The organism is Arthrobacter sp. P1_B3, assembly GCF_056406615.1.
The window spans coordinates 153,428-179,542 of the sequence record NZ_JBFTZV010000005.1 but is presented as its reverse complement, the minus strand read 5'-3'; the positions used below and the strand labels follow the sequence as shown (position 1 = coordinate 179,542).

Below are 26,115 nucleotides of genomic sequence, written 5' to 3'. Positions count from 1 at the left end.
CTAGGATGTTTTCAGGACCTTTCCGCTGCCAGGCGGAAGACACAGGCGCACAAGAAGACGTGCCGCGCCCCGGCCCCCGGGACGCACCAATTTCTGAGGAGAGACCGTGATCGAAGAAACCTTGCTCGAAGCCGGGGACAAGATGGACAAGGCAGTTGAGGTAGCCAAGGAAGACTTCGCCTCGATCCGGACCGGCCGCGCGACACCTGGCCTGTACAACAAGGTCATCGTGGAGTACTACGGCACGCCGACGCCGCTGCAGCAGCTGGCCTCCTTCGCGGTCCCGGATGCCCGCACCATCCTCGTCACCCCGTACGACAAGACGGCCCTCCGCGACATCGAACGCGCCCTCAGCGACTCCGAGGTGGGCGCCAACCCCTCCAACGACGGCAACGTCATCCGGATCACCATTCCCGAGCTGACGTCCGAACGGCGCAAGGAATACGTCAAGATCGTCAAGTCCAAGGGTGAGGACGCGAAGGTGTCCATCCGCAACATCCGCCGCAAGGCCAAGGAAACGCTGGACAAGCTCGTCAAGGACGGCGACGCCGGCGAAGACGAAGGCGCACGCGGCGAGAAGGAACTCGACGCCATGACCAAGGCGCACGTGGACGGGATTGACGAGCTGCTCAAGCGCAAGGAAGCTGAGCTGCTCGAGGTCTGATGGATCAGGTACAGGGGGCCTCCGGGCCGCGCGCCCGGAGGCGGGGGAAGCAACGCGAAAACCCGACGCCCAAAGCGGGCCGGAACCTGCCCGCCGCCATCGGCTCGGGCGTTGGCATGCTCGTGTGCGTCCTCGGCGGCCTGCTGTTCCTCCCGCTCGGCTTCGTCCTGGTGACGGCTACCTTCGCGATCTTCGGTGTCTGGGAGATCTTCCGTGCGCTGGAGGCCGCAGGCACCCGCCTGCCGATCGTCCCGGTGATGGTCGGCACGGTCGCCATGCCGATCGCCGCCTACTTCGGCGGCCTCGAAAGCCTGCTCTTTGCCATGCTCGTCAGCAGCGTGGCGGTGCTGTTGTGGCGGACCCTGGAAGGCGCCGCGGGTTCGGCGCGGAGCATCTTCGCGGGGGTCTTCACCCTGTCCTGGGTGCCGTTCCTGATCAGCTTCGCGACGCTGCTGCTGCACACCGCCGACGGCGAGACGCCGGTGGGCCTGTGGCCTGACGGGGTGATTCCGCCGGGAGCGTGGCAAATCGCGACCCTGCTGCTCCTGGTGGTGGCCAACGACACCTTCGGCTACCTCGTGGGCGCATCCCTGGGCAAGCATCCGATGGCCCCCAAGATCAGCCCCAAGAAGACCTGGGAAGGCTTCGCCGGTTCGATCGCGGGGGCCGTCATCGTGGGCGTGCTCGCCATGGTCTTCGTGCTGGGTGAGCCGTGGTGGTTCGGCGTCGTGCTCGCTGTGGGCATGGTGGCAGCCGCCACCGCCGGCGACCTCGCCGAATCGATGGTCAAACGCGAGCTCGGCATCAAGGACATGAGCAGCATCCTCCCCGGTCATGGAGGCGTCATGGACCGCCTGGACTCGATTGTCTTCGCGTCGCCGGTGGCGTTCATCCTGTTCTCGGCCCTCGCTGGCGCCTAAAAGCACCGGTCCAGCACTTCCGGCGCCTAGAATGGTGCCGAGCAAACCAGCCGAACGGCATCAAAGGAACAAAGTAACAGTGGACATTCAACGGCAGATTCCTGCGTCTTTTGACCGTGTGCAGCGGAACCAGTATGGCTACAACGCCAGGCAGGTCGACGATTTCCTGCAGCGCGCACGGGTGTCATTTGAAGCTCCGTCCTCCGCCTCCCGCGCCATCAAGAGCTCGGACGTCCGCGCCGTGTCCTTCGACCCCGTGAAGGGTGGCTACGTGGCTGCCGGCGTGGACGCCGCGCTGGACCGGCTCGAAGACGCCCTGGCCCGGCGGGAACGCGATGAGCTGGTTGCCGAACGCGGCGAGGAAGCCTGGCTGCGAGAAATCGGCCGGCTCGCGGGCGTCCTGCGCGGACGCCTGCACCGCCCGGACGGCCAGCGCTTCCGGCGCCCGTCCAAGCCCAAGACCCGCAGCTACAACACCACCGACGTCGACGATTTGTGCCACGAGCTGATCGGCTACCTGGAGGAGGACCAGCCGCTGAGCGTGGACAACGTCCGGCGTGCCGTGTTCCGCCCCGCCGTGGGCCGGGAGGGCTACGAGGAAAGCCAGGTCGACGCGTTCCTGGAGCGCGCCGTCGAGCTCATGGCGGCCATCGACTAACCACGCCCCACGCCGGCGCCCCAACCCGGTGCCCACCTGCCGGGGCCGCCCCACGCCGGATTGCCGACGCCGGGTCAGCGTTGTCCAGTCACCGCTCCGTCGCGAGCGGCCGTTCCGGGGTGTGCAGCCGGGTCATGACCCGCGTCATGGTCCGCGGCACCCGGCCCCGCGTGGCCCGGGAGACCAGCACCGTGACGGCGAACGCCGCCGGGACCGTCCAGGCGGCGGGCTGCGCCAGCCACGACGGCGACTGGGCAGCACCCAGCACCGAACCGGCCACCATCGCGCTGCCGCAGAGCACACCGCCGGTCGCCATGCCGGCGATTGCCCCGGCGTCCGTCAGACCCCGCCACCAGATGCCCAGCAGCAGCACCGGGCAGATAGTGGACGCCGTAAAGGCAAACACGAGCCCCACGCTGCCGGCCAGGGCCAGCGATTCGGTCATCGACGCGATCCCCAGCGGGACAATGGCCGAGATCAATGCCGCCAGCCGGAAGCCCCGGACACTGCCGCCGAACACGTCCTGGCTGATCACGCCTGCCAGGGAGACCACCAGGCCGGACGTCGTCGACAGGAACGCCGCGAACGCACCGGCCACCACGAGCGCCGTCAGCAGGTCGCCGGCCATCCCGCCGATCATCCGGCCCGGCAGCAGCAGCACCAGCGCATCGGCCTGGCCGCTCTGGGCAAGGTCCGGCGCGAACATGCGCCCGAGCATGCCGTACGCCGTCGGGAACAGGTAGAAGGCCGACAGCAGGCCCAGGACAATCAGGGTGGTCCGCCGGGCGGACTGCCCGTCCGGATTCGTATAGAAACGGACCAGCACGTGCGGGAGCCCGAGTGTTCCAAAGAGCAGGGCCACGAGCAGCGAAATGATCTGATACGGGCCCGCGGGGGCCAACGCCGTCGGATTGGCGGCGGGGGCCGCCGCGGCGGATTCGCCGCCGCCCAGCGCAAACAGCAGGAACACTATTGGCACCGCCAGCGCGGTCAGCTTGAGCCAGTACTGGAACGCCTGGACGAACGTGATGGAGCGCATCCCGCCCGCCACCACAGTGATGCAGACGACGCCGACCACCGCCACCGGGCCCACCCAGGCCGGCAGGCCCGTGGTGATCCGGATTGCCAGGGCGGCGCCGTGGAGCTGCGGGACGATGTAGAGCCAGCCGACCAGGACCACCACCAGGCTTGTCACGCGGCGGACGGCACGAGAATCCAGGCGTGCCTCGGTGAAATCCGGAATCGTATAGGCGCCGGAGCGGCGCAAGGGAGCGGCGACGAACAGGAGCAGCATCAGGTAGCCGGCCGTGTAACCCACCGGGTACCACAAAGCATCAGTGCCGGAGAGCAGGATCAGTCCGGCCACACCAAGGAAACTCGCGGCGGAGAGGTACTCGCCGCCGATCGCCGAGGCATTCCACCACGGCTTGACCGTCCGGGAAGCCACGTAGAAGTCCCCGGTGGTGCGTGAGACCCGCAACCCGTAGAAACCGATGACGGCCGTAGCGAGCGAGACCGCGGCGAACGCCGCCAGCCCGACGACGGGGTTCACGTTCCGCTCACCCGGAACGTCAGCTGCCCGGCCATGTCCCTCACTTGTCGCCGGCGAGGTCCCGGTAGCGGGCCTCGTTCCTGGTGGCGGTCCGCACGTAGAGCCAGGCGCTGAGACCGATCACGGGATAGATTCCGGCACCCAGCAGGACCCAGTCGAAAGGCAGGCCGGCAATGGTGGAGTCCGCCAGGCCCGGGACCAGCCCGAGCATGAGCGGGAAAGCGAGCAGGATCAGCAGGAAGCCCAGGCCCACCACGAGGCCCAGGCGGAGCTGGGACCGGATGAGTGAGCGGACGAACAACTGGCCGGCGTCGGATTCCTCTGCCGCCTCATGCGCGTCCGCCGCGGAGCGCCCGCCGGCCAGGGCGGCGCCGTCTGGCGTGACAGTGCCGGTTGGCGTGAGGCTGCGGGGCGCTGTGACCCGGACCCGCGTCATGCCTGCGGCCGGATACGGTTTGCTTCGAGCTTTTCCCGGACCGCCGGCAGGTGCCTGCGGCTGATAGGCAGTTCGGCCCCTGCCACGGTGACGCTGGGCCGCGCCGCGGCAAGCCTCATGTGGCTGATGTGGCTCAGCGCGGTCAGGTAGGAGCGGTGGATGCGGAGGAAACCGGCGTCGGCCCACTGCTGCTCGAGGTCGGCCAGCGGAACCCTGATGAGGTAACTCGCCTCTGCGGTGTGCAACCGGGCGTAGTCGCCCTGCGCCTGGACGTACGTGACATCATCGCGCCGGATCATCTTGGTGGTCCCGCCCAGATCCACGGTGATCATTTCCGGTGCCGGGGCATCGTCCTTGAGCAGCTCGCTGATGCGGCCGATCGATTTCGCCAGCCGTTCGGCGCGCACGGGCTTGAGGAGGTAATCCACGGCCGCGAGCTCGAAGGCCTCCAGCGCGCAGTCCTCATCCGCGGTCACGAAGACTACGGCGGGAGGGTGGGCGCTGCGGGAAATGACCCGGGCAATATCCAGCCCTGTGAGCGCCGGCATGTGGATGTCGAGGAAGACGGCGTCGACTTCCTCGGCCTCAAGCGCCCGCAGGGCCTCGGCACCGGAGGAGGCACGGTGGATGGCGCCGATCCGGTCATCCTTGCCGAGCAGGAAGGCCAGTTCCTCGACGGCGGGGAGCTCGTCGTCGGCGACGAGGACGTTAATCATGGCTCTAGCCTACTGCCGCAGCCGTTTTGACCGGCTCAGGCCGTCAGCCATGTGCAGCCGCCGGGGACACCAAGACAGGACGGCGGGAACCGTCCCGGATCAGGCGTCGTGCCGGGGCTGGGACTTGGGGACGCGCATCGTGATCAGGGTACCTTCGCCCGGTGCCGTCTCGATCACGAGGCCGTTGTCGTCACCGTAAACCTGCCGCAGGCGGGCGTCGACATTGCGCAGCCCCACGTGCTCGCCGTCGCTGTGCCCGGCAAGGACGGAGCGCAGCTGCTCCGGGTCCATGCCGACGCCGTCGTCCTCGATCGTCACCTCGGCGAACGCGCCGGAGTCGTTCGCCGTGATGGAGATGTGGCCCGGCCCCTCCTTGGCCTCCAGACCGTGCCGCACCGCGTTTTCCACCAGCGGCTGCAGGCTCAGGAAGGGGATCACCGTGCTGAGGACCTCCGGAGCGATCCGCAGGCTGACCTGCACCCGGTCCCCGAACCTGGCCCGTTCCAGGAGCAGGTAGCGGTCGATGCAGCGCAGCTCCTCGGCCAGGGTGGTGAAGTCACCGTGGCGGCGGAAGGAGTAGCGGGTGAAATCGGCGAACTCCACGACGAGCTCGCGCGCGCGAACCGGATCCGTGTTGATGAAGGAGGCGATCGCGTTGAGCGAGTTGTAGATGAAGTGCGGGCTGATCTGGGCGCGGAGGGCCCGGACCTCCGCTTCCATCAAGAGGGTGCGGGAGGCATCCAGTTCGGCGAGTTCCACCTGTGTGGCCACCCAGTCGGCCACCTCGCCGGTGGCACGGACCAGTCCGGCGCCGGCGGCCGGCGCGAAGGCCGCGACCACGCCGACCACGCGGGCGCCGGCCCTGATCGGGGCGATCACGACGGCGCGCTCCACCTCCGGCGTCAGCGGCCGGCCGCCGTCGCCTGCGGCAAGCAGCTGAAGTTCGCCCGCGGGAATCACGGCGAGGTGGCCGCCGTCGAGCACTTTGGCCGCTAGCCCCATCAGGGCGGGCTTGAGCTCCTCGCCGGCACCGTCCCACGCGAGCACGCCCGTTGTGTCGGTGATGGCCAGGGCGTCGCAGCCCAGCAGGCTGCGCAACTGCTTGCTGGCCTTGGCCGCGCCGGCCGGGTTCAGGCCCGTCCGCAGGTACTGGCCGGCACGGGAGGCGGCATGCAGCGTCTTGTACGTGGCCCGCTCCGCATCGGTGCCGAGGTCCCGGAAGGAGCGGAGGACCTTGAGACCCACGGCGATGACGGCCGCGATCGCCAGGGCAATCACCGCGACTGAGGCGGCGGTGAGCAGGGGAGAATCCGGCATGGTGCCAGCCTACCGTCGGGGCCGGCGCGTGCCCCTTTCGGCGTCCTGGGGCACCGTTTGGCGCAGCATGGGGACCGCTGGGCGACGCAAGTAGCGCGGGTTCTGGAACGCACGCGTGCCACGGTACACAGTGATTGAAGTCACATTGGCTCGAGGGGTTGTATGCGGTGTCCCGCGAGACCACGGCAGCCGGTGTGGGCTCACCAGTCTCAATGAGGAGGAACCGATGGGTCACGACGCCCAAGAAACGGACGCAGCGGCGGCCGTGGACTTCAAGGAAGTCCAGTCGACGGAGCAGTTCAAGGAACTGCGCAAACGTCACCGCAGCTTTGTCTTCCCGATGTCCATTGCATTCCTGCTCTGGTACTTCGCGTATGTCCTGCTGGCCGACTATGCGGTGGAATTCATGTCCACGAAGGTCTGGGGCAACATCAACATCGGCCTGATCCTGGGCCTGCTGCAGTTCGTCTCCACGTTTGCCATCACCGGCTGGTACGTCAGCTACTCGAACCGCAAGCTCGACCCCATTGCCTCTGAAATCCGCCACGGAATCGAAGGGCACGAATTCGACAAGCACGGCAACCCGGTAGGCGGAGCAGCAAAATGACACTCATGGTCCCCGCGGTCAATGTCGCCGCACTCAAAGACACCACCCTGCTGAACATGGCCATCTTCGCCCTGTTCGTGGCGGTCACCATGGTGATCGTCTTCCGCGCCAGCCGCAACAACAAGACCGCAGCCGACTACTACGCCGCCGGACGCTCCTTCACGGGTTCGCAGAACGGCACGGCGATCGCCGGCGATTACCTCTCCGCGGCTTCCTTCCTGGGCATCACCGGCGCGATCGCCATCAACGGCTACGACGGCTTCATGTACTCCATCGGTTTCCTTGTCGCCTGGCTCGTTGCCCTGCTGCTCGTGGCCGAACTGCTCCGCAACACGGGCAAGTTCACCATGGCCGATGTTCTGTCCTTCCGGCTCAAGCAGCGCCCCGTGCGCATCGCGGCCGCCATCTCCACCCTGGCCGTCTGCTTCTTCTACCTGCTGGCGCAGATGGCCGGTGCCGGCAGCCTCATCTCCCTGCTGCTGGGCATCAGCGACTGGGGCGGACAGGCCCTGGTGATCATCGTCGTCGGCGTCCTCATGATCATGTACGTGCTGATCGGCGGCATGAAGGGCACCACCTGGGTCCAGATCATCAAGGCCATGCTGCTGATTGCCGGCGCCGCGGTCATGACCTTCTGGGTCCTGGCGATCTACGGGTTCAACCTCTCTGATCTGCTCGGCGGTGCAGTGGAAACCGCGAAGAATCCCGCCGTCCTGAACCCTGGCCTGCAGTACGGCAAGTCCGATACCTCCAAGCTCGACTTCATGTCCCTGGGCCTGGCGCTGGTGCTCGGCACCGCGGCCCTGCCGCACGTGCTGATGCGCTTCTACACCGTGCCCACGGCCAAGGAAGCCCGCAAGTCCGTGGTGTGGTCCATCTGGCTGATCGGCATCTTCTACCTCTTCACGCTGGTGCTCGGCTACGGCGCAGCGGCACTCGTCGGCGCGGACACCATCAAGTCCGCTCCGGGCGGCGTCAACTCGGCCGCACCGCTGCTCGCGTTCCACCTCGGCGGACCGTTGTTGCTCGGCTTCATCTCCGCGGTGGCCTTCGCCACGATCCTCGCCGTGGTGGCCGGCCTGACCATCACCGCTGCGGCGTCCTTCGCGCACGACATCTACGCCAACGTGTTGGCCAAGGGGAAGGCCGACGCCGACACCGAGGTCAAGGTTGCCCGCCGCACCGTGGTGGTGATCGGCCTGCTGGCCATCGCCGGCGGCATCTTCGCCAACGGACAAAACGTCGCGTTCCTCGTGGCGCTCGCCTTCGCTGTGGCGGCGTCCGCCAACCTTCCGACCATCCTCTACTCGCTGTTCTGGCGCCGGTTCACCACCCAGGGAGCCGTATGGAGCATGTACGGCGGATTGTCCGCGGCCATCATCCTGATTGCGCTCTCCCCGGTGGTGTCGGGGGCCAAGACGTCGATGATCCCAGGCGCCAACTTCGCTGTCTTCCCGCTGAGCAACCCGGGCATCGTCTCCATCCCGCTCGCGTTCTTCCTCGGATGGCTCGGCACCGTCCTGGACAAGCGGAAGGAAGACGCCACGAAGCAGGCCGAAATGGAGGTCCGTTCCCTGACCGGGGTGGGTGCCGAGAAGGCTACCAACCACTAGGACCGGCATACCAACGGCAGGAGCTCCCGTGCGGCAGCACGGGAGCTCCTGCCGTTGGATGGGCGCCGGCCGCGCAAGAGTTTTCCGAGGTCAGCGTTGGGGCCGCAGCCGAATGTTCACCATCTTCAGCTCGTCGCGGCCCTCGAAGCGGTAGGCCAGCTCCACGCGCTTGGTGTCGCAGTCGATGGAACCCGCGACGTCGGCCGCGTTGGAGCCGTTGTTGGAGCTGACGTTGAGGCTTGAAAAGTTTGGTTTACAGCTGCCGTCCAGCTCCAGGCTTTCCACCCCCGCGGCGAACTCCTCCGGGGAAATCTTCTGCATGAGGGCGGGGTCCAGGTACTTCTCGTAGGCGGTGCTCGCCTCGCCGGCGATGATCAGCTTCGTGAAATCGTCCGCGATGCCCCGTGCCTGGTTGGTTGCTCCGCCCACCACGCTGATGAGGATGACGACGCCGGCCGCTACCAGCAGCAGGACCCCGCCGACGATCCCGAGGACGATCCACAAGGCCTTGCGGCTCTTTTTGGGGGGAGGCTGGCCGGGGCCGCCGTAGTATGGCGGCGGCTGCCCCGGTCCGCCGTAGTACGGCGGTGCGCCGTTCGCAGGTGGCGGGTTGCTGGGCGGCGGGTAGTTGGGAGGTGCACCGTTGCCGGGCGCCCCGGGCGGGGCCGCATAGTACGGAACGGGCGGCTGACCGGGCGCCGGGTGGCCGGACGCAGGCTCATGCCCGGGCTGCGGCGGTACCGGGCGGTGCGGTTCCTCGGGACTGCTCACGGTTCAAGCCTTTCCGGCAGTCCAGACAGCCACTGCCTGTTGCGCAGGGCCGCGTGCGCGGACCCAAGGACTCAGGAAGACCCAACGGACACAGCCTAGCGCCGCGGCCGCCCGCGGCACAGATGAGGAGCCGATCAGTTGTCGGCGGATCCGCGTTCGAGCAGCGGCTGAATCCGGAACGGGATCAGCTCACCCATCGCCAGGGCGGTATCGGTCCGGTCCACGCCGTCGCAGGCCAGGATCTTGCCGTTAATCCGGAACAGGTCCTCGGCGTCGAGTGCCACCACCCGCAGGAGCAGATCGGCCGAGCCTGTCAGGCCGTAGCCCTCCAGGATTTCCGGAATCCCGGCCAGCTCGAGCGCCAGGGTGCCGAGCTTCTGTTGCTGGACGTGGACGGAGATGAAAGCCATCAGCGGGTACCCCAAGGACACCGGATTGATGCGTCGCTCGAAGGAGAGGAACACATGCTTTTTCTCCAGCTGGGCCATCCTGGCCTGCACCGTATTGCGCGACAGGCCCAGCTTCTGGGCGAGGGCCACCACGGTCCGCCGGGGGTCCCGGGCCATGGCCGAAAGCAGGCGGGTGTCAGTGCCATCCAAGGGTTGCATAATGCGCAAGATTAGCACGGTCCGGTGGCGTCAAACAGTGCATAATGCTCAACATTTTAACGGGCGGTTGTACCCGATGAGCATTGTGAGTAGGGTCACAATTATCCGGGGCAACGGCGCCCGGGCGGCTGGCGCGCCGCGGGATCACGAGTCCTGCGAGTTCCGGTCAGACGACGTCAGAAGGTGCGGACAACAGTGTTTACCGACGACGCGGGCAAGGGCGGCATTTCCGCCGGGGGCCCCGGGAACAGTGAAAATTCAACGAGGCGGACGGGCGGGGATCTCGTCCAGCTCATCACTCCGGCGGGTGAGCGCATCAGCCATCCGGAGTTCGATCCCTGGCTCCAGGACGTCAGCGACGAGCAGCTTGGCTCGCTCTACGAGGACATGGTGGTCATCCGCCGGATCGATGCCGAAGCCACTGCCCTCCAGCGGCAGGGCGAACTGGCACTCTGGCCCCCGCTGCTTGGCCAGGAAGCATCCCAGATCGGCTCGGCCCGCGCGCTGCGCGACGACGACTTTGTTTTCCCCAGCTACCGCGACAACGGCGTGGCCTACTGCCGCGGAGTGAAGGTTGAGGACCTGGTCCGCGCCTGGCGGGGCAACGCCTCCGCCGGCTGGGACCCGTTCACCGTCAACGTCGCCACCCAGCAGATCATCATCGGTGCGCAGAGCCTGCACGCCACGGGCTATGCCATGGGCATCCAGAACGACGGCGCCGACTGCGTTGCCGTGGCCTACTTCGGCGACGGTGCCACGAGCGAAGGCGACGTCAACGAAGCCATGGTCTTCGCCGCGAGCTTCCAGGCGCCGGTCGTCTTCATCTGCCAGAACAACCACTGGGCCATCTCGGAGCCCGTCCGGCTGCAGTCCCACATTCAGCTGGCGGACCGCGCCTCAGGCTTCGGCATCCCCAGCATGAGGGTCGATGGCAACGATGTCCTCGCCGTCATGGCGGCCACCCGCATCGCCCTGGACCGCGCCAGGCACGGCGGCGGACCCACCTTTATCGAGGCCGTGACCTACCGGATGGGCCCACACACGACGGCGGATGACCCCACCCGCTACCGGGATGCCAACGAGCTCGAGGACTGGGCCGCCAAGGACCCGATTTCCCGGGTGAAATCGCTGCTGGACCGCAAGGGACTGCTGACCGCGGACCTTGAGGCCGCCGTCGCCGCGAAGGCCGACGCCGTGGCCAAGGAACTCCGGGCCGGCACCATCAACATGCCCGAGCCGCAGCCGCTGGATATCTTCAAGCACGTTTACAGCACACCTAACTCCTGGCTGGACCGCCAGCAGGACCATTACTCCCGTTACCTGGCTTCCTTCGGCGATCCCGCAGAAGCCGCTTCAGAAGAAGGTGCACGCTGATGACGCAGATGACCTTTGCCCGAGCCATCAATTCGGGCCTGCGCAAGTCCCTCGAAAACGATCCCAAGGTGATCCTGATGGGGGAGGACATCGGCGCCCTCGGCGGTGTCTTCCGTGTCACCGACGGGCTGCAGAAAGACTTCGGGAAGCACCGCGTCGTGGACACCCCGCTCGCCGAATCGGGCATCATGGGCACCGCCGTCGGCCTGGCGTACCGCGGCTACCGCCCGGTGGTGGAGATCCAGTTCGACGGCTTCATCTACCCGGCGTTCGACCAGATCGTCAGCCAGGTCGCCAAGATGCACTACCGCACCCAGGGCGCGGTCAAGATGCCCATCACCATCCGCGTCCCGTTCGGCGGCGGCATCGGCTCGCCGGAACACCACTCGGAATCGCCCGAGGCCTACTTCACCCACACCTCGGGGCTGCGCGTGATCAGCGTGTCCAACCCCCAGGACGCGTACACCATGATCCAGCAGGCCATCGCCTCCGATGATCCCGTCCTGTACTTCGAGCCCAAGCGGCGCTACCACGACAAGGGCGAGGTGGACGAGACCGTCGACCTGAGCGCTGCGCTGTCCATGGAAAAGGCCCGCGTGGTCACCGAGGGCAACGACGTCACCCTCGTGGCCTACGGCCCGCTGGTCAAGACCGCCCGCGACGCCGCACTGGCGGCCGCGGACGAAGGCGTCTCGGTCGAGGTCATCGACCTCCGCTCGCTGGCACCGCTGGACTTCACCACCCTTGAGGCCTCTGTCCGCAAGACCGGCCGGCTGGTCATCACCCACGAGGCCGGCCAGTCCGGCGGGCTCGGCGCCGAAGTTGCCGCGAGCATCACCGAACGCTGCTTCTACCACCTCGAAGCCGCCCCGGTCCGCGTGACCGGCTTCGACGTTCCGTACCCGTACTCCAAGCTGGAAATGCACCACCTGCCGGGCCTTGACAGGATTCTCGACGGCGTCGACCGTGCCCTGGGCCGCCCCAACTCCCTCAGCGGGCTGGAAGGATGAGCGCCACAATGATCAAGGAATTCAGGCTGCCGGACCTCGGCGAAGGACTGACGGAATCGGAAATCGTCGCCTGGAAGGTCGCGGTAGGGGACACCGTCACACTCAACCAGATCATCGCCGAGGTGGAGACAGCTAAGGCCGTCGTCGAGCTGCCTTCGCCGTTCGCCGGCGTCGTCGCCGCGCTGCACGAGCAGCCGGGCACCGTGGTCGAGGTCGGCAAGCCGATCGTGTCCTTCGAGATTGAGGACGACGGCGCCGGCGGTGCCGGTACCGCCGTAGGTGCCGGTGCAGACGCCGCCGCCAAACGTGAGCCGAACCTGGTGGGCTACGGCGCCGTCCTCGAAGCCTCCGGCCGGCCCGCCCGCCGCACCCGCACCTTCGCGGCCCCGGCGGCGGCTTCTCCGGCCGCCCTCGTCGAGCCGGTGGCAGCGGTCCGCGCTGCTGAGCCGGTCGAAACCACGCCCGTCGCAACCAAGCCGGCCACATCCGCGCCGGGGGAGCGTCCGCGGTCCACGCCGCCGGTGCGGAAGCTGGCCAAGGATCTCGGCGTCGACCTCGAGGCCCTGACCGGCACGGGCGAGCACGGGCTGATCACCCGTGAGGATGTCCTGAATTTCGTCGGCGGCGGAGACCTGACCGCAGCCGCCCAGGAACTCGCCGGCGCGCCGGCGCAGTCAGTTGGGGCACAGTCCACCGGGCGCGTCCCGGCCGGGGGCGAACGGGAGACCCGCACACCGATCAAGGGCGTGCGGAAATTCACGGCCGCCGCCATGGTGGCCAGCGCCTTCACCGCACCGCACGTCACGGAATTCCTCACCGTTGACGTCACCCCCACGATGGAGCTGCTGGCACGGCTGAAGGCCAGCCGCGCGTTCGCCGGCTACAAGCTCACACCGCTGACGCTCGTGTCCAAGGCCGTGCTGATCGCGCTGCGCAACCACCCGACGCTCAACGCCCGGTGGGACGAGGCCAACCAGGAGATCGTCCAGTTCAACTATGTGAACCTGGGCATCGCGGCCGCGACCCCGAGGGGCCTGACCGTTCCGAATATCAAGGACGCGGACCGGATGTCCCTCATGGAGCTCTCCACCGCGCTGACGGAACTGACGGACACGGCCCGGGCCGGGAAGACGGGCACCGAGGCGCTCTCCGGCGGCACAATCTCCATCACGAACATCGGCGTCTTCGGCATCGATGCCGGCACGCCCATCCTGAACCCGGGGGAGGCAGCCATCCTGGCCCTCGGCGCGGTGCGGAAGATGCCGTGGGAGTACCAGGACGAGGTCGCGCTGCGCCAGGTCATGACGCTCAGCCTCTCCTTCGACCACAGACTGGTCGACGGCGAGCAGGGCTCACGGTTCCTGCAGGACCTCGGGACCATGCTGGCCGATCCGGGCATGGTCCTGGCGATGGTCTAGGCACCCCAGATCACAACTGCCGGCTGCCCTTCCCGCCAAGGAAGGGTGGCCGGCAGCGTTGTTGTCCGCAGGAGTGTCTTGTGGGCGGGGTGGTTTCCGTCCGGGGGCACATTAAGGGCAATGTTCGACGGCGGGGCCCTGGTTCACGGCATGTCCGCGCCAAAGTGCCCTCGGGCTGCGCCGTGGACACGTGGACACGCGGAACCGTGGAGTGCGTTGCGCGGCGGGGGAGTTGCCTAGCCGAGCGGCTCGGGCGCGGCCGGTGCCATGAGCGCGGCCAGCGCCATGCTTTCCAGCAGCGGCCTGGCGCGGCGGACGCCGATCCGGCGCCCGTGGCTGCGCACCGAGTGCGGGGTCGAGTTGATCAGGCCGAAGGTGGCATGTGCCCGCATCCGCAGTTCGGCGGCCTCCGTGCCCTCGTGCAGCCCGGCCAGCACGTCCACCCAGAGTTCAACGTAGTTGCGCTGGAGCGTGCGGACCTCGGCCTGGTCCTCACCGGCCAGGTTGCTGAAGTCCTGGTCCTGGACCCGGATGACGTCGGGGTTGCTCAGGGCAAAGTCGACGTGGAAGGCCACGAGGCCGCCCAGCGCCGCCAGGTCGTCGTCGGAATCGGCCACCACCTTGCGGCCGCCGTCGAGCAGGTCCTTGCTCACGCTCAGCAGCAGCGCGCCGAGGACGGCCTGCTTGCCGGCGAAGTGGCGGTAGACCGCCGGCCCGCTGACGCCGGCCGCGGCCCCCAGATCCTCCAGGGAAACGCGGTTGAAGCCCTCGAGGGCGAAGAGCGCAGCGGCGGCGGACAAGAGGGCCTGCCGCCTGTTCGCCTTGGCCTGGCTGCGCTGCGTGGAGGGGGCCGGGGTGGAGGCTGCCTGGGCGGACGGAAGCTGGGCGGTCTGGCTGGGCTCGGTCACCGGCGCATCCCCTCGTTGCGAATGATCCCTGTGTTGGACATCACAGTTAATAGAGACTAACCTAAATCTCAGTTATGCGGTACTAACCGAAACAGCCGGGCGGCGTGAGTCGCCGGTCCGGCGCGCAGGTCAGGGAACGGAATCAGTCAATGGAGACAATCGCCAGCCGGGTGGATGCGATGAGCACAGCCTATGCCGCGAACCGGGAGGCCCAGCTGGGGCTGGCCGGCGAGTTGAGGGAACGGCTCGCCGCCGCAGCGCTGGGCGGGCCGGCAAAGTCCCGGGAACGCCACGTTGCGCGCGGCAAGCTCCTGCCGCGCGAGCGCATCGACCGGCTGCTGGACGACGGCAGCCCCTTCCTGGAGATCGCCCCGCTGGCGGCGGACGGCATGTACGACGGCGACTCGCCCGGTGCCGGCGTCATAGCCGGGATCGGCCTGGTGCACGGCCGGCAGGTGCTGGTCATTTCCAACGACGCCACGGTCAAGGGCGGCACCTACTACCCGATGACGGTCAAGAAGCATCTCCGGGCGCAGGAAATCGCCCTGGAGAACCGGCTGCCCTGCATCTATCTCGTGGATTCCGGCGGCGCGTTCCTGCCTAAGCAGGACGAGGTCTTCCCGGACAAGGAACACTTCGGCCGGATCTTCTTCAACCAGGCAAGGATGTCCGCGGCGAAGATCCCGCAGATCGCCTCCGTCATGGGCTCCTGCACCGCCGGCGGCGCCTATGTCCCGGCGATGAGCGACGAGACCGTGATTGTCCGCAACCAGGGCACCATCTTCCTGGGCGGCCCGCCGCTGGTGAAGGCCGCGATCGGCGAGATCGTCACGGCCGAGGAACTCGGCGGCGGCGACGTGCACTCGAAGATCTCCGGAGTCACGGACCACCTGGCCGAGAACGATGAGCATGCCCTCCAGATCGTCCGCGACATCGTCTCCACCCTGCCCCGGCCCGCCGCCCCCGTCTGGGACGTGGATACCGTCGTCGAACCCGTCGCCGACCCGGAGGAGCTCTACGGCGCCGTTCCCACGGACGTCAACGCCCAGTACGACGTGCGTGAGGTCATTGCCCGGCTTGTGGACGGCAGCAAGTTCCACGAGTTCAAGAAGAACTACGGCACCACCTTGGTCACGGGCTTCGCCAAGCTGCACGGCCACCCGGTGGGGATCGTGGCGAACAACGGAGTGCTGTTCAGCGAGTCCTCACTCAAGGGCGCGCACTTCATCGAACTCTGCGATCAGCGCGGCATCCCGCTGATCTTCCTGCAGAACCTCTCCGGCTTCATGGTCGGCAAGGACTACGAGCAGGGCGGCATCGCCAAGAACGGCGCCAAGATGGTCACCGCCGTCGCCACCGCCCGCGTCCCCAAACTGACCGTGGTGATCGGCGGGTCCTTCGGCGCGGGGAACTACTCCATGTGCGGTCGGGCCTATTCGCCGCGCTTCCTGTGGATGTGGCCGGCGTCCCGGATTTCCGTGATGGGCGGCAACCAGGCCTCCAGCGTGCTCGCCACCGTGAAGCGGGACCAGTACGAGGCCCGCGGCGAGGAATGGTCCGCCGCGGACGAGGAAGCGTTCAAGGCCCCGATCAAGGCCCAGTACGAGGACCAGGGCAGCCCCTACTACTCCACCGCCCGCCTCTGGGATGACGGCGTGATCGACCCCGCGGACACCCGCACCGTCCTGGGACTGGCGCTCGACGTCGTCTCCCGCACCCCGCTGCCGGAGACCTCCTTCGGCCTGTTCCGGATGTGAGCCAGCTGTGACTATTTCTTTGTCGACTGCACCTTTGACACCCCAGAAGCCCCTGTTCGGCACCGTGCTCGTCGCCAACCGCGGCGAGATCGCCTGCCGCGTCATCCGGACCCTGCGCGCCCTGGGGATCCGTTCGGTGGCCGTCTATTCCGACGCCGATGCCGGCGCGCGGCACGTGCGGGAGGCCGACGTCGCGGTCAGGATCGGCCCGGCCGCCGCCACCGAGAGCTACCTGAAGATCGAGGCCATCCTGAAGGCCTGCCGCGACACCGGCGCCGAGGCCGTGCACCCGGGCTACGGCTTCCTGAGCGAGAACGTCGACTTCGCCCGTGCCCTGGCGGACGCCGGGATCACGTTCATCGGCCCCGGCGTCGAATCCCTGAACGTCATGGGCGACAAGATCCGCTCCAAAAACCACGTCACCGGCTACGGCGTCCCGGTGGTCCCGGGCATCGCCGAACCGGACATGACGGACGCGCAACTGATCGAGGCCGCGGCCGGCGTCGGCTTCCCGCTGCTGATCAAGCCCTCCGCCGGTGGCGGCGGGAAGGGCATGCACATCGTGGAACGGCCCGAGGACCTCGAAGCCACCCTGGCCACCGCCCGGCGGGTCGCTGCCAGTGCCTTCGGCGATGACACCCTGTTCCTGGAACGGCTCGTGCTCACCCCGCGCCACATCGAGGTGCAGGTCCTTGCCGACAACCACGGCAACGTCATCCACCTCGGGGAGCGCGAGTGCTCCCTGCAGCGCCGCCACCAGAAAGTCATCGAGGAGGCGCCGTCCCCGCTGCTGGAATCCCTGCCCGACGGCGCGGACATCCGGGCCCGTCTCGGCGAGGCCGCCTGCAACGCCGCGCGCAGCGTCAACTACTCCGGCGCCGGCACTGTCGAATTCCTGGTCTCGGACAACGCCCCGGACGAGTTCTTCTTCATGGAGATGAACACCCGTTTGCAGGTCGAACACCCCGTCACCGAGATGGTCACCGGCATCGACCTCGTTGAATGGCAGGTCCGGATCGCCGCCGGCGGGGAACTCACCGTCCGGCAGGACGACGTCGTGCTCAACGGCCACTCGGTGGAGGCCCGCGTGTACGCGGAGGTTCCGGAGAAGAACTTCATGCCCTCCACCGGCAAGGTCCTGGTGCTGGACGAACTGCCCGGTGACGCAGATGGCCAAGTCCGGGTCGATTCTGCCCTGCTGGAGGACCTGGAGATCTCCTCCAACTATGACCCGATGATTTCCAAGGTCATCGCGTGGGGTCAGGACCGCACCGAGGCCCTCGACACCCTAAACCGGGCACTCGCCGGCTACACGGCGCTTGGCATCGACACCAACGTTGAGTACTTGCGGCTCCTGATCAACGACGCCGACGTCCGGGCCGGGCGCCTCGACACCGGTCTGATAGAGCGCAAAATGCCGGAGTTCTCCTTCCGCCGCCCGGGCGACTTCGAGATCGCTGCCGCGGCGCTTTACGCAGCTGCCACGCAGGAGCACGATGCGCAGGCCGCCGGGAAAGGCCCGTGGGACCTTCGCGACGGTTGGAGGCTTGGTGCCCCCGCCCCACGGCGGATCAGCCTTGGCACTCCCGACAGCGGTGTCGCGACGGTTGAGGTGTCCGGCGCCGTGGGGCAGGGCACGGCGGCAGTGACCGTCGACGGCGGGCCGCAGCGCACGGCTTCGCTTCGCTTCCCCAACCGCAACCACGCAGAGCTGACCCTGGGCGGCGAAGCCCGGGTGTACTCGCTCGTGGCCGTGTCTCAGGGACCGATCCGCCCAGACCGGGACAACAACACGACGCCCACGGAACTTTTCCTCGGCAACGAGGGCTGGTCCTGCCGCCTGGAGGTGCTCACCCGGGAGACCCGGCTCGCCCGGGTGCTGGCCGCGATCGAACGCGAGGAAGGCGCCGCTGACCCGGCGGTGCGCTCGCCGATGCCCGGCACCGTGGTGTCCGTGTCCGTCAGCAACGGTGACGCCGTGGAAGCCGGCCAAGTGCTGCTCTCCGTGGAGGCTATGAAGATGGAGCACCAGCTCGTGGCGCCCCTCGACGGAACCGTCCACATCAGCGTCGGGCCAGGCGACCTCGTCAAGGCAGACCAGGTGCTGGCGACGATCCACCCCGCCGTCCCGGCCGAGCCTTCGAAGGCCGAGGACACGATCGAGGAAGCGGTCATCGCGATGGGCGCGGCCGAATGACCGCACCGTACTGACGCCCGCGGAGCAACGCCCGCCGCTGACCCAACACCCCTTTCAACAGACCACAGAAATACCTCAGACACAGGAGTCACTCCCATGGCAGATTTTGAACTCAGCGAGGATTACCAGGACCTCAGCAACACCGTCCGCGAATTCGCCGACGAAGTGGTGGCCCCGGTTTCCGCCAAGCACGACGAGGAACACAGCTTCCCCTACGAAATCGTCGCCCAGATGGCGGACATGGGCCTGTTCGGCCTGCCGTTCCCGGAAGAGTTCGGCGGCATGGGCGGCGACTACTTCGCCCTCGCCCTGGCCCTGGAACAGCTTGGCCGGGTGGACCAGTCCGTCGCCATCACACTCGAGGCCGGCGTCTCCCTCGGTGCCATGCCGATCCACCGCTTCGGCAACGCCGCCCAAAAGGAGGAGTGGCTGCCGCTGCTGGCCTCCGGCAAGGCGCTCGCCGGCTTCGGCCTGACCGAGCCGGAAGCCGGCTCGGACGCCGGCGGAACGAAGACCACCGCCAAACGCGGCGGCGGAGAGTGGGTCATCAACGGCAACAAGGAGTTCATCACCAACTCCGGCACCGACATCACCAAGCTCGTCACCGTCACCGCGGTGACCGGCCAGGACGAACGCCCGGACGGCAGCATCAAGAAGGAAATCTCCACCATCCTGGTGCCCACCAACACCCCGGGCTTCAAAGCCGAGAAGGCCTACAACAAGGTCGGCTGGAACGCCTCGGACACCCACCCGCTGACGCTCAACAACGTCCACGTCCCCGAGGAAAACCTGCTGGGCACCCAGGGCCGCGGCTACGCCAACTTCCTCTCCATCCTGGACGAGGGCCGGATCGCGATCGCAGCCCTGGCCGTCGGCGCGGCCCAGGGCTGCGTGGACCTGTCGGTGAAATACGCCAAGGAACGCAGCGCGTTCGGGCAGAACATCGGCAAGTACCAGGCCATTGCGTTCAAGATCGCCCGGATGGAAGCACGCGCCCACACGGCCCGCCTGGCCTACTACGACGCTGCCGCCCGGATGCTTGCCGGCAAGCCGTTCAAGACGCAGGCGGCCATCGCTAAGATGGTCGCAGGCGAGGCAGCCATGGACAACGCGCGGGACGCCACCCAGGTGTTCGGCGGCTATGGCTTCATCAACGAATTCACCGTGGCGCGCCACTACCGCGACTCCAAGATCCTTGAAGTCGGCGAGGGCACCACGGAGGTCCAGCTGATGCTGATCGCCCGCGAACTGGGACTGTAGCCGGCCGGAAGGATCACCGATGATCAACAAAGTTGTTGCCAGCGCAGCCGAGGCTGTCGCGGACATCCACGACGGCGCCTCCCTCGCCGTCGGCGGGTTCGGGCTGTGCGGCATCCCCGTGACCTTGATCGAGGCCCTGCACGAGCGCGGCGCCACGGACCTGGAAACCGTCAGCAACAACTGCGGCGTGGACGACTGGGGCCTCGGGATCCTGCTCAAGGACGGCCGGATCCGGCGCACCATCAGCTCCTACGTGGGGGAGAACAAAGAGTTCGCCCGGCAATACCTCGCCGGCGAGCTGGAGGTGGTCCTCACCCCGCAGGGTACGCTGGCCGAAAAGCTGCGCGCCGGCGGGGCCGGCATTCCCGCCTTCTACACGCCGGCCGGCGTCGGAACCCAGGTGTCTGACGGCGGCCTGCCGCAGAAGTACGACGCCGACGGCAACGTAGCGATCGCCTCTGCCGCCAAGGAAGTGCGCAGCTTCCACGGCGCCGACTACGTGCTGGAAGAATCGCTCACGCCCGACTTCGGCCTGGTTCACGCCTGGAAGGGTGACCGCCACGGCAATCTCGTCTTCCACGCCACCGCCATGAATTTCAACCCGCTGTGCGCCATGGCCGGGAAGATCACGATCGCCGAGGTCGAGGAACTTGTGCAGCCGGGGGAACTGGACCCGGAGCACGTCCACGTCCCTGGGATCTTCGTCCAGCGCGTGGTGCTGGCCCCGCAGGGCGAGAAACGCATTGAGAAGCGGACGGTTGCGGTGACCACCGGGGCCTCCGGCGCACCAAAGCAGGCGCCAGAGCAGGCAGGAGCATAGCCGTGGAAACGAACAAAGCCCAAGACGCCCCGCCCCGTCCCGAGGCCGTGCGCCACGAATACCGGCGCTCCGCGCTCGAACACCCCGCCGGTGTTGAGAGCAAGGGCTGGACCCGCAATGAACTCGCCGCCCGGGTGGCGCAGGAACTGCACAACGGCCAGTACGTCAACCTCGGCATCGGCATGCCGACGCTGATACCCAATTACATTCCGGCCGGCGTCGAGGTGGTGCTGCATTCGGAGAACGGCATCCTGGGCGTCGGACCCTACCCGGCCGAGGACCAGATCGATCCGGACCTGATCAATGCCGGCAAGGAAACCGTCACGGTCAACAAGGGCGCGGCGTTCTTCGATTCGGCCGCCTCCTTCGGCATGATCCGGGGCGGCCACGTCGATGTGGCCGTGCTCGGCGCCATGGAGGTCGCCGCCAACGGCGACCTCGCCAACTGGATGATCCCGGGCAAAATGGTCAAGGGCATGGGCGGTGCGATGGACCTCGTGTTCGGGGCCAAGAAGGTGATCGTGATGATGGATCACGTGGACCGCAACGGGAGGCCGAAAATCGTGGAAACCTGCACACTGCCGCTGACCGGCAAGGGCTGCGTGGACCGCATCATCACCGACCTCGCCGTGATCGACGTCGTGACCGACGCCGGGCCGCCCCGGCTGGTGCTGCGCGAACTGGCGCCGAACGTGTCCGTGGAGGACGTCGTGGCGGCCACCGGAGCCGAACTCTTTGAGGAAGACCAGGAACTGACCGTATGAGTGACGCAGACCGATCCGCCCCTAGCCCCGTTGCCGGCACCCCCCGGGTGATCGAGCAGCGCGGCCTCTATTTCGACGAGCTGGAGGAGGGCGTGGTCTACGCCCACCGGCCGGGCCGGACCGTCACGGAGACGGATAACGTCTTGTTCACCACCATGACCATGAACACCCAGGCCCTGCACCTCGACGCGGCCTGGAGCGCCGGGCAGCCGTTCGGCCAGCGGCTGATGAATTCGATGTTCACCCTGGCCACCGTGGTGGGCCAGTCCGTGCCGCAGCTGACCCAGGGCACCATCATCGCCCAGCTGGGCCTGACGGACGTGTCCTTTCCGCGCCCGCTGTATCACGGGGACACCCTGTACACGGAGACGGTGGTCACCGGGAAACGGCTGTCCGCGTCCCGCCCAGGCCAGGGCATCGTGACCATGCAGCACACGGGGCGGAACCAGCGCGGGGACGTGGTGGCGCTCGCTGCCCGCAGCTGCCTGATGTGGACACGCGAGGCCCACGCAGCTGCCGAGCTGGAAGCCGCGCAAAAGGGGACAATAGAAACATGAGTTTCCTGATGGGTCCTGCCCTGCTGTTCTGCCCCGCCGACCGCCCCGAGCGGTACCAGAAAGCCGCCGAGCGCTCCGATACCGTGATCGTTGACCTCGAGGACGCCGTCGCCCCCGCCGACAAGCAGCGGGCCCGCGGCGCCATCCTCGCCCAACTCGGCGCCACCGGCGACGTCCCGGAACTGGATCCGAGCCGCACGATCATCCGGGTCAACCCGGCCGGCACGGACGAGTTCGAGAAGGACCTGCACTGCCTCAAGCACACGCCCTACCGGCACGTCATGCTGGCCAAGGCCGAGAGCGCCGCCCAGCTGAAGGAGCTCGAGGGCTACAGCGTGGTTGCCCTCTGTGAGACGGCCGCAGGTGTCCTCAATGCCGCCGCCATCGCCGCCGAACCCAATGTGGTGGCCTTGATGTGGGGTGCGGAGGACCTGCTGGCCTCGCTCGGCGGAACCTCCAGCAGGACGGAAAGCGGCGGCTACCGGGCCGTCGCGCTGCACGCCCGCTCCAGCGTGCTCCTGGCCGCCGGCGCCTTCGGCAAGGACGCAATCGACGCCGTCTACGTCAACATCCCGGACCTGGCCGGGCTGGCCCTCGAATCCCGTGACGCCGTGGCGTCCGGATTTGCGTCCAAAGCGTGCATCCACCCGGACCAGGTGGCCGTGGTCCGCGAAGCTTACGCGCCAACAGAAGAAGACGTCTCAGCGGCAGCCGAGCTGCTCGCCGCTGCCTCCGCGGCAGGCACGGGCGTCTTCCAGTTCAAGGGCAAGATGATCGACGGACCCATCCTCAAGCACGCCGCGTCCACGCTGCGCCGCGCGGGCCGGTAGCCGCCGGAAGTTCCCGCCCCTCGCCCAGCTGCCCACCGACGTGTGCCCACCAACGTGTGCCCAGGTGAGGCTCTGCCGTGTGAAACGTCGATTCGCCACAGATGGCCGGATTGGCGGTCCTATTGCGGCCATCTGCGTCGAATGGGTGTGGCTGGGCGGTTTCGTGGGTGCCGATGTAGGGCCCTGCCCGGCTGGACGTCGTCGATTCGCCACAGATGGCCGGATTGACGGTCCTATTGCGGCCATCTGCGTCGAATGGGTGCCCTGTGGCGCGCAACCCCTGGCTCGCACCTGTGCCCATGCGTCGCTGGGTGGCCGGGCGGCTTCGTGGGTGCCGACACGTCCCTGGGTTGCCGGGCGTCGTCGATTCGCCACGGATGGCCGGATTGGCGGTCCTATTGCGGCCATCTGCGTCGAATGGGTGCCCTGTGGCTCTGAATCCTCGACCCGTCCCCGAGGGCCTGTGCCCATGGTCCCTGGGTGGCCGGGCGGTTTCGTGGGTGCCGACACTTCCTGTGTTGCCGGGCGGTTTCGTGGGTGCCGACACTTCCCGTGTTGCCGGGCGGTTTCGTGGGTGCCGATGTAGGGCCCTGCCCGGCTGGACGTCGTCGATTCGCCACGGATGGCCGGATTGGCGGTCCTATTGTGGCCATCTGCGTCGAATGGGTGCCCGCCGGGCGGTTTCGTGGGTGCCGATGTAGGGCCCTGCCCGGCTGGACGTCGTCGATTCGCCACGGATGGCCGGATTGGCGGTCCTATTGCGGCCATCTGCGTCGAATGGGTGCCCTGTGGCTCTGAATCCTCGACCCGTCCCCGAGGGCCTGCGCCCATGGTCCCTAGGTGGCCGGGCGGTTTCGTGGGTGCCGATGTAGGGCCCTCCCCGGCTGGACGTCGTCGATTCGCCACAAATGGCCGGATTGGCGGTCCTGTAGCGGCCATCTGCGTCGAAAGGCTGCCCCGTGACGCGCAACCCTGGCCCGTGCCCCGCATTTTGTGCCAGGCGTCCCGGGCTGCCCGCACCGAAGACTGGACATGCTCAGCGTTTCCACAGGTATCGGTTCTCCGGCCGCCCAGCCGCACCATAACGGGGCGTGAGCCTTGCGAAGCCGTGGATGACCAGATATTCGAGATAACGCCGGGCGCTGACCCGCGACAGTCCGAGCTCGACCGCCAGACCGGCCGCCGAGACGTCCTCGGGACTGGCCTTCAGCGCCTCGATGACGGCGTCCAGCGTGGGCCGGGACAGCCCCTTCGGCAGCCTGGCCAGCGGCTCGGCAGACTGTCCCGCAGGGGTTTCCGCCGCCGCGGGCCGGCGGGTGGGAGCCACCAGGCGGTCGATGCTTGCCTGGTCCAGCGGCCCGGCGGCTCCGGAGGCCAGCTCCTCCCGCAGCATGACGTACTCGTCCAGCCGTTCGATCAATGCCTGCGAGGAGAAGGGCTTGACCAGATAGTGCAGCACCCCGCCGGCCATCGCGCCCCGGACCGTGTCGAGCTCCCGGGACGCAGTTATCACGAGGACATCCACCGGCCGCCGGCGCCCGCGCAGCCGCTGCAGGACGTCCAGGCCGGACATGTCCGGCAGGTGAATGTCCAGCAACACCAGCTCCGGCCCCAACTCCGCGGCCAGATCGAGGCCCTGTTGCCCGGTGTGGGCCATGGCCACGACGTCGAATCCGCCGCGTGCCAGCAGGAACCCGTGATGGATCCCGGCCACTGCTACGTCATCGTCAATGATGAGGGTGCGTATGGCGCTCATTGCTTTTGTAGTTCCGCCTCTTTTGTCCTGAGCACTACCGAGAAGCAGGCTCCGCCCAATGCCGATGAGGAGACCGCCGCCCGGCCTCCGCGCCGGAGGGCAACCCGCTGGACCAGGGCAAGCCCAAATCCGCGGCTGTTGATTCCCTCGGCCTCCTTGCTGGTGACGCCGGGCTCGAACACTTTAGCGCGTTCCGCAACCGGGACGCCCGGTCCGTCGTCCTCCACCACGATGGTCCGCCCGCCGTCGGCGCTCTCGCCCAGCCGGACGGCAACAGTGCTGTCGTAGCCGGCAGCGTCCACAGCGTTGTCGATCAGGTTGCCCAGAACCGTAATAACGTCGCCCGAGTCATCGGCGGAGCACAGCGACTCAGGGCTGACGATGATCTCGATGCCGCGCTCGGCGCAGACTGTGGACTTGGCGATCAGCAGGGCCTGGACCCCGTGATCGGTGATTCCGGCCGCCTGCGGCCGGTTCGCGAAAACGGCGTCGTTGTGGCTGCGGCCCAGGTATTCGATGGCCTTGTCCTGCTTTCCGAGCTCCAGCAGTCCGGAAATGACGTGCAGCTTGTTGGCGAATTCGTGCGCCTGGGCGCGGAGGGCCTGCGTCACGTCCACGGCGCCGTCGCGGTCACGCAGGACGGTGTGCAGTTCGGTGCGGTCCCGCAGGATCAGCACCTTGCCGACTTCGCGGCCGTCGACGGTGGCCGCATTGACCTTGCCCAGCAGGATCCGCTCGCCCGAGAGCACCAGTTCCTCCGTGGCGGACCCGGCCGAGAGCAAGCGGAGGACCGCCGGTTCCAGGCTCGCCGCGGCGGGCGTCCCGGTGATGTCCCCGGCCAGCGCCAGCAGGCGGCGGGCCTCATCATTGACCAGCGCGATCCTGCCGTCCACGTCCACCGCCACGAGCCCTTCGCCCAGGCCGTGGAGCATGGCGTCGCGCGTTTCAAGCAGGGCCGCGATGTCCTCGGGCTCAAGCTTGTAGATCCGCCGCCAGACCAGTTTCGAGACGTACATCGCGCCAAGGGAACTCAGCAGCGCCGCCCCGAGCAGCCAGCCGAACAGCTGCGGCATGTCCTCATGGAGGTCGGCGGCCAGGGTGCTCTCCAAAACTCCCACGGAAGCGGAGCCGATCACCGTGCCGGCCGCATCGAAGATGGGAACCTTCACCCGCCAGGATTCACCGAGCGTGCCCGTCTGGGTGCCAACATAGATCTCCCCGGACAGGGGCACAGAGGGATCGGTGGAGACCGGCCGCCCGATTTCCGCCGGATTGGGGTGCGACTGGCGGACACCGTGCCGGTCTGTCACCACCACGTACGTGACATTGGATGCCTGCCGGATGACTTCCGCGATCGGCTGGATGGTCTGGGCCGGCGAGGGCGTTCCGAACGCGTTGATGACGGACGGCAGCTGGGCAACACTTTCGGCCACGCCGATCAGGCGGCCCTTGTAGGCGTCCCGGAGCTGTTGTTCCTGCATCCGGATGGTCACCGCCCCTACCGCCGTGAGGACAGCCAGCACGATGCCCAGCTGCAATGCGACCAGCTGGAACCGTAGGGGAATTCTGTGAAACATGTCACAAGTTTCGCATTGGGAGCGC

24 protein-coding genes are annotated in these 26,115 nt (G+C 67.7%); 15 read left to right on the top strand and 9 right to left on the bottom strand.

The features are described 5' to 3' along the window. The first annotated feature begins 106 nt into the window (after positions 1-106). The 3 genes from frr to AC1D2F_RS07565 are packed head-to-tail and all read left to right on the top strand — an operon-like array spanning position 107 to position 2,242. Complete coding sequence (gene frr, locus AC1D2F_RS07575; protein WP_018774548.1) at positions 107-664, top strand: ribosome recycling factor; 558 nt, start codon at positions 107-109, stop codon at positions 662-664. Continuing rightward, complete coding sequence (locus tag AC1D2F_RS07570) at positions 664-1,584, top strand: phosphatidate cytidylyltransferase (protein WP_229993439.1); 921 nt, start codon at positions 664-666, stop codon at positions 1,582-1,584. The genes frr and AC1D2F_RS07570 overlap by 1 nt, the downstream gene beginning before the upstream one ends. A 31-nt stretch (positions 1,585-1,615) precedes the next feature. Then, positions 1,616-2,242 carry a DivIVA domain-containing protein gene (locus tag AC1D2F_RS07565; protein WP_229993438.1) on the top strand — a complete coding sequence of 209 codons (627 nt, stop codon included), beginning with the start codon at positions 1,616-1,618 and terminating at the stop codon, positions 2,240-2,242. A gap of 88 nt (positions 2,243-2,330) precedes the next feature. Here AC1D2F_RS07565 and AC1D2F_RS07560 read toward each other — a convergent pair whose 3' ends face one another. From AC1D2F_RS07560 to AC1D2F_RS07545, 4 genes are all read right to left on the bottom strand, one after another. Continuing rightward, complete coding sequence (locus AC1D2F_RS07560) at positions 2,331-3,794, bottom strand: sodium/solute symporter (RefSeq protein WP_364747366.1); 1,464 nt, start codon at positions 3,792-3,794, stop codon at positions 2,331-2,333. Positions 3,795-3,834: 40 nt separating this feature from the next. Then, complete coding sequence (locus AC1D2F_RS07555; RefSeq protein ID WP_476966495.1) at positions 3,835-4,230, bottom strand: DUF485 domain-containing protein; 396 nt, start codon at positions 4,228-4,230, stop codon at positions 3,835-3,837. After that, positions 4,227-4,946: a LytR/AlgR family response regulator transcription factor gene (locus tag AC1D2F_RS07550; protein ID WP_476966494.1), complete on the bottom strand. Its 720-nt coding sequence runs from the start codon at positions 4,944-4,946 to the stop codon at positions 4,227-4,229. Before AC1D2F_RS07550 ends, AC1D2F_RS07555 begins: the two co-directional genes overlap by 4 nt. 99 nt (positions 4,947-5,045) lie before the next feature. Beyond that, complete coding sequence (locus AC1D2F_RS07545; protein WP_476966493.1) at positions 5,046-6,263, bottom strand: sensor histidine kinase; 1,218 nt, start codon at positions 6,261-6,263, stop codon at positions 5,046-5,048. A 226-nt stretch (positions 6,264-6,489) separates the two neighbouring features. Here AC1D2F_RS07545 and AC1D2F_RS07540 point away from each other — a divergent pair, with 226 nt between their 5' ends. After that, complete coding sequence (locus AC1D2F_RS07540) at positions 6,490-6,870, top strand: DUF485 domain-containing protein (protein ID WP_229993433.1); 381 nt, start codon at positions 6,490-6,492, stop codon at positions 6,868-6,870. Continuing rightward, positions 6,867-8,483: a solute symporter family protein gene (locus AC1D2F_RS07535; RefSeq protein ID WP_229993432.1), complete on the top strand. Its 1,617-nt coding sequence runs from the start codon at positions 6,867-6,869 to the stop codon at positions 8,481-8,483. The genes AC1D2F_RS07540 and AC1D2F_RS07535 overlap by 4 nt, the downstream gene beginning before the upstream one ends. 90 nt (positions 8,484-8,573) lie before the next feature. Here the strand turns inward: AC1D2F_RS07535 and AC1D2F_RS07530 are convergent, their stop codons facing one another. Further along, on the bottom strand, positions 8,574-9,254 hold the full coding sequence (locus AC1D2F_RS07530) for a hypothetical protein (protein ID WP_229993431.1): 681 nt from the start codon (positions 9,252-9,254) through the stop codon (positions 8,574-8,576). Positions 9,255-9,388: 134 nt separating this feature from the next. Continuing rightward, positions 9,389-9,862 carry an Lrp/AsnC family transcriptional regulator gene (locus AC1D2F_RS07525; protein ID WP_229993430.1) on the bottom strand — a complete coding sequence of 158 codons (474 nt, stop codon included), beginning with the start codon at positions 9,860-9,862 and terminating at the stop codon, positions 9,389-9,391. A 195-nt stretch (positions 9,863-10,057) separates the two neighbouring features. On the opposite strand from AC1D2F_RS07525, the gene pdhA reads away from it, so the two are divergent. From pdhA to AC1D2F_RS07510, 3 genes are read left to right on the top strand one after another with little or no spacing between them, the layout of a single operon-like run. Then, on the top strand, positions 10,058-11,236 hold the full coding sequence (gene pdhA / locus AC1D2F_RS07520; RefSeq protein ID WP_229993429.1) for a pyruvate dehydrogenase (acetyl-transferring) E1 component subunit alpha: 1,179 nt from the start codon (positions 10,058-10,060) through the stop codon (positions 11,234-11,236). After that, entirely contained in the window at positions 11,236-12,246 is a 1,011-nt protein-coding gene (locus tag AC1D2F_RS07515) for an alpha-ketoacid dehydrogenase subunit beta (protein ID WP_364747374.1), read from the top strand. The genes pdhA and AC1D2F_RS07515 overlap by 1 nt, the downstream gene beginning before the upstream one ends. Beyond that, positions 12,243-13,664 (top strand): dihydrolipoamide acetyltransferase family protein, encoded by a 1,422-nt coding sequence (locus tag AC1D2F_RS07510; protein WP_476966492.1) that lies wholly within the window; start codon positions 12,243-12,245, stop codon positions 13,662-13,664. Before AC1D2F_RS07515 ends, AC1D2F_RS07510 begins: the two co-directional genes overlap by 4 nt. 236 nt (positions 13,665-13,900) lie before the next feature. Here the strand turns inward: AC1D2F_RS07510 and AC1D2F_RS07505 are convergent, their stop codons facing one another. Then, a complete protein-coding gene (locus AC1D2F_RS07505; RefSeq protein ID WP_290369351.1) occupies positions 13,901-14,572 on the bottom strand; it encodes an SACE_7040 family transcriptional regulator in 672 nt (223 codons plus the stop codon). Positions 14,573-14,721: 149 nt separating this feature from the next. On the opposite strand from AC1D2F_RS07505, the gene AC1D2F_RS07500 reads away from it, so the two are divergent. The 7 genes from AC1D2F_RS07500 to AC1D2F_RS07470 all read left to right on the top strand — a co-directional run bounded on the left by AC1D2F_RS07500 (position 14,722) and on the right by AC1D2F_RS07470 (position 22,757). Further along, positions 14,722-16,329 carry a carboxyl transferase domain-containing protein gene (locus tag AC1D2F_RS07500; RefSeq protein ID WP_364747377.1) on the top strand — a complete coding sequence of 536 codons (1,608 nt, stop codon included), beginning with the start codon at positions 14,722-14,724 and terminating at the stop codon, positions 16,327-16,329. 34 nt (positions 16,330-16,363) lie between these two features. Then, positions 16,364-18,526: an acetyl/propionyl/methylcrotonyl-CoA carboxylase subunit alpha gene (locus tag AC1D2F_RS07495; protein ID WP_476966491.1), complete on the top strand. Its 2,163-nt coding sequence runs from the start codon at positions 16,364-16,366 to the stop codon at positions 18,524-18,526. Between the two features lie 96 nt (positions 18,527-18,622). Next, positions 18,623-19,786: an acyl-CoA dehydrogenase family protein gene (locus tag AC1D2F_RS07490; RefSeq protein WP_229993424.1), complete on the top strand. Its 1,164-nt coding sequence runs from the start codon at positions 18,623-18,625 to the stop codon at positions 19,784-19,786. 19 nt (positions 19,787-19,805) lie between these two features. Next, complete coding sequence (locus AC1D2F_RS07485) at positions 19,806-20,606, top strand: CoA transferase subunit A (protein WP_229993423.1); 801 nt, start codon at positions 19,806-19,808, stop codon at positions 20,604-20,606. A 2-nt stretch (positions 20,607-20,608) separates the two neighbouring features. Beyond that, entirely contained in the window at positions 20,609-21,370 is a 762-nt protein-coding gene (locus tag AC1D2F_RS07480) for a CoA transferase subunit B (RefSeq protein WP_290369350.1), read from the top strand. Continuing rightward, positions 21,367-21,927 carry a MaoC family dehydratase gene (locus AC1D2F_RS07475; RefSeq protein ID WP_229993422.1) on the top strand — a complete coding sequence of 187 codons (561 nt, stop codon included), beginning with the start codon at positions 21,367-21,369 and terminating at the stop codon, positions 21,925-21,927. The genes AC1D2F_RS07480 and AC1D2F_RS07475 overlap by 4 nt, the downstream gene beginning before the upstream one ends. Next, entirely contained in the window at positions 21,924-22,757 is an 834-nt protein-coding gene (locus AC1D2F_RS07470; protein WP_476966490.1) for an HpcH/HpaI aldolase/citrate lyase family protein, read from the top strand. The genes AC1D2F_RS07475 and AC1D2F_RS07470 overlap by 4 nt, the downstream gene beginning before the upstream one ends. Before the next feature lie 1,036 nt (positions 22,758-23,793). Here AC1D2F_RS07470 and AC1D2F_RS07465 read toward each other — a convergent pair. Both AC1D2F_RS07465 and AC1D2F_RS07460 read right to left on the bottom strand, forming a co-directional pair. After that, positions 23,794-24,513 carry a response regulator gene (locus AC1D2F_RS07465; RefSeq protein ID WP_476966489.1) on the bottom strand — a complete coding sequence of 240 codons (720 nt, stop codon included), beginning with the start codon at positions 24,511-24,513 and terminating at the stop codon, positions 23,794-23,796. Beyond that, complete coding sequence (locus AC1D2F_RS07460) at positions 24,510-26,090, bottom strand: ATP-binding protein (protein WP_229993419.1); 1,581 nt, start codon at positions 26,088-26,090, stop codon at positions 24,510-24,512. Before AC1D2F_RS07460 ends, AC1D2F_RS07465 begins: the two co-directional genes overlap by 4 nt. Positions 26,091-26,115 lie beyond the last annotated feature (25 nt).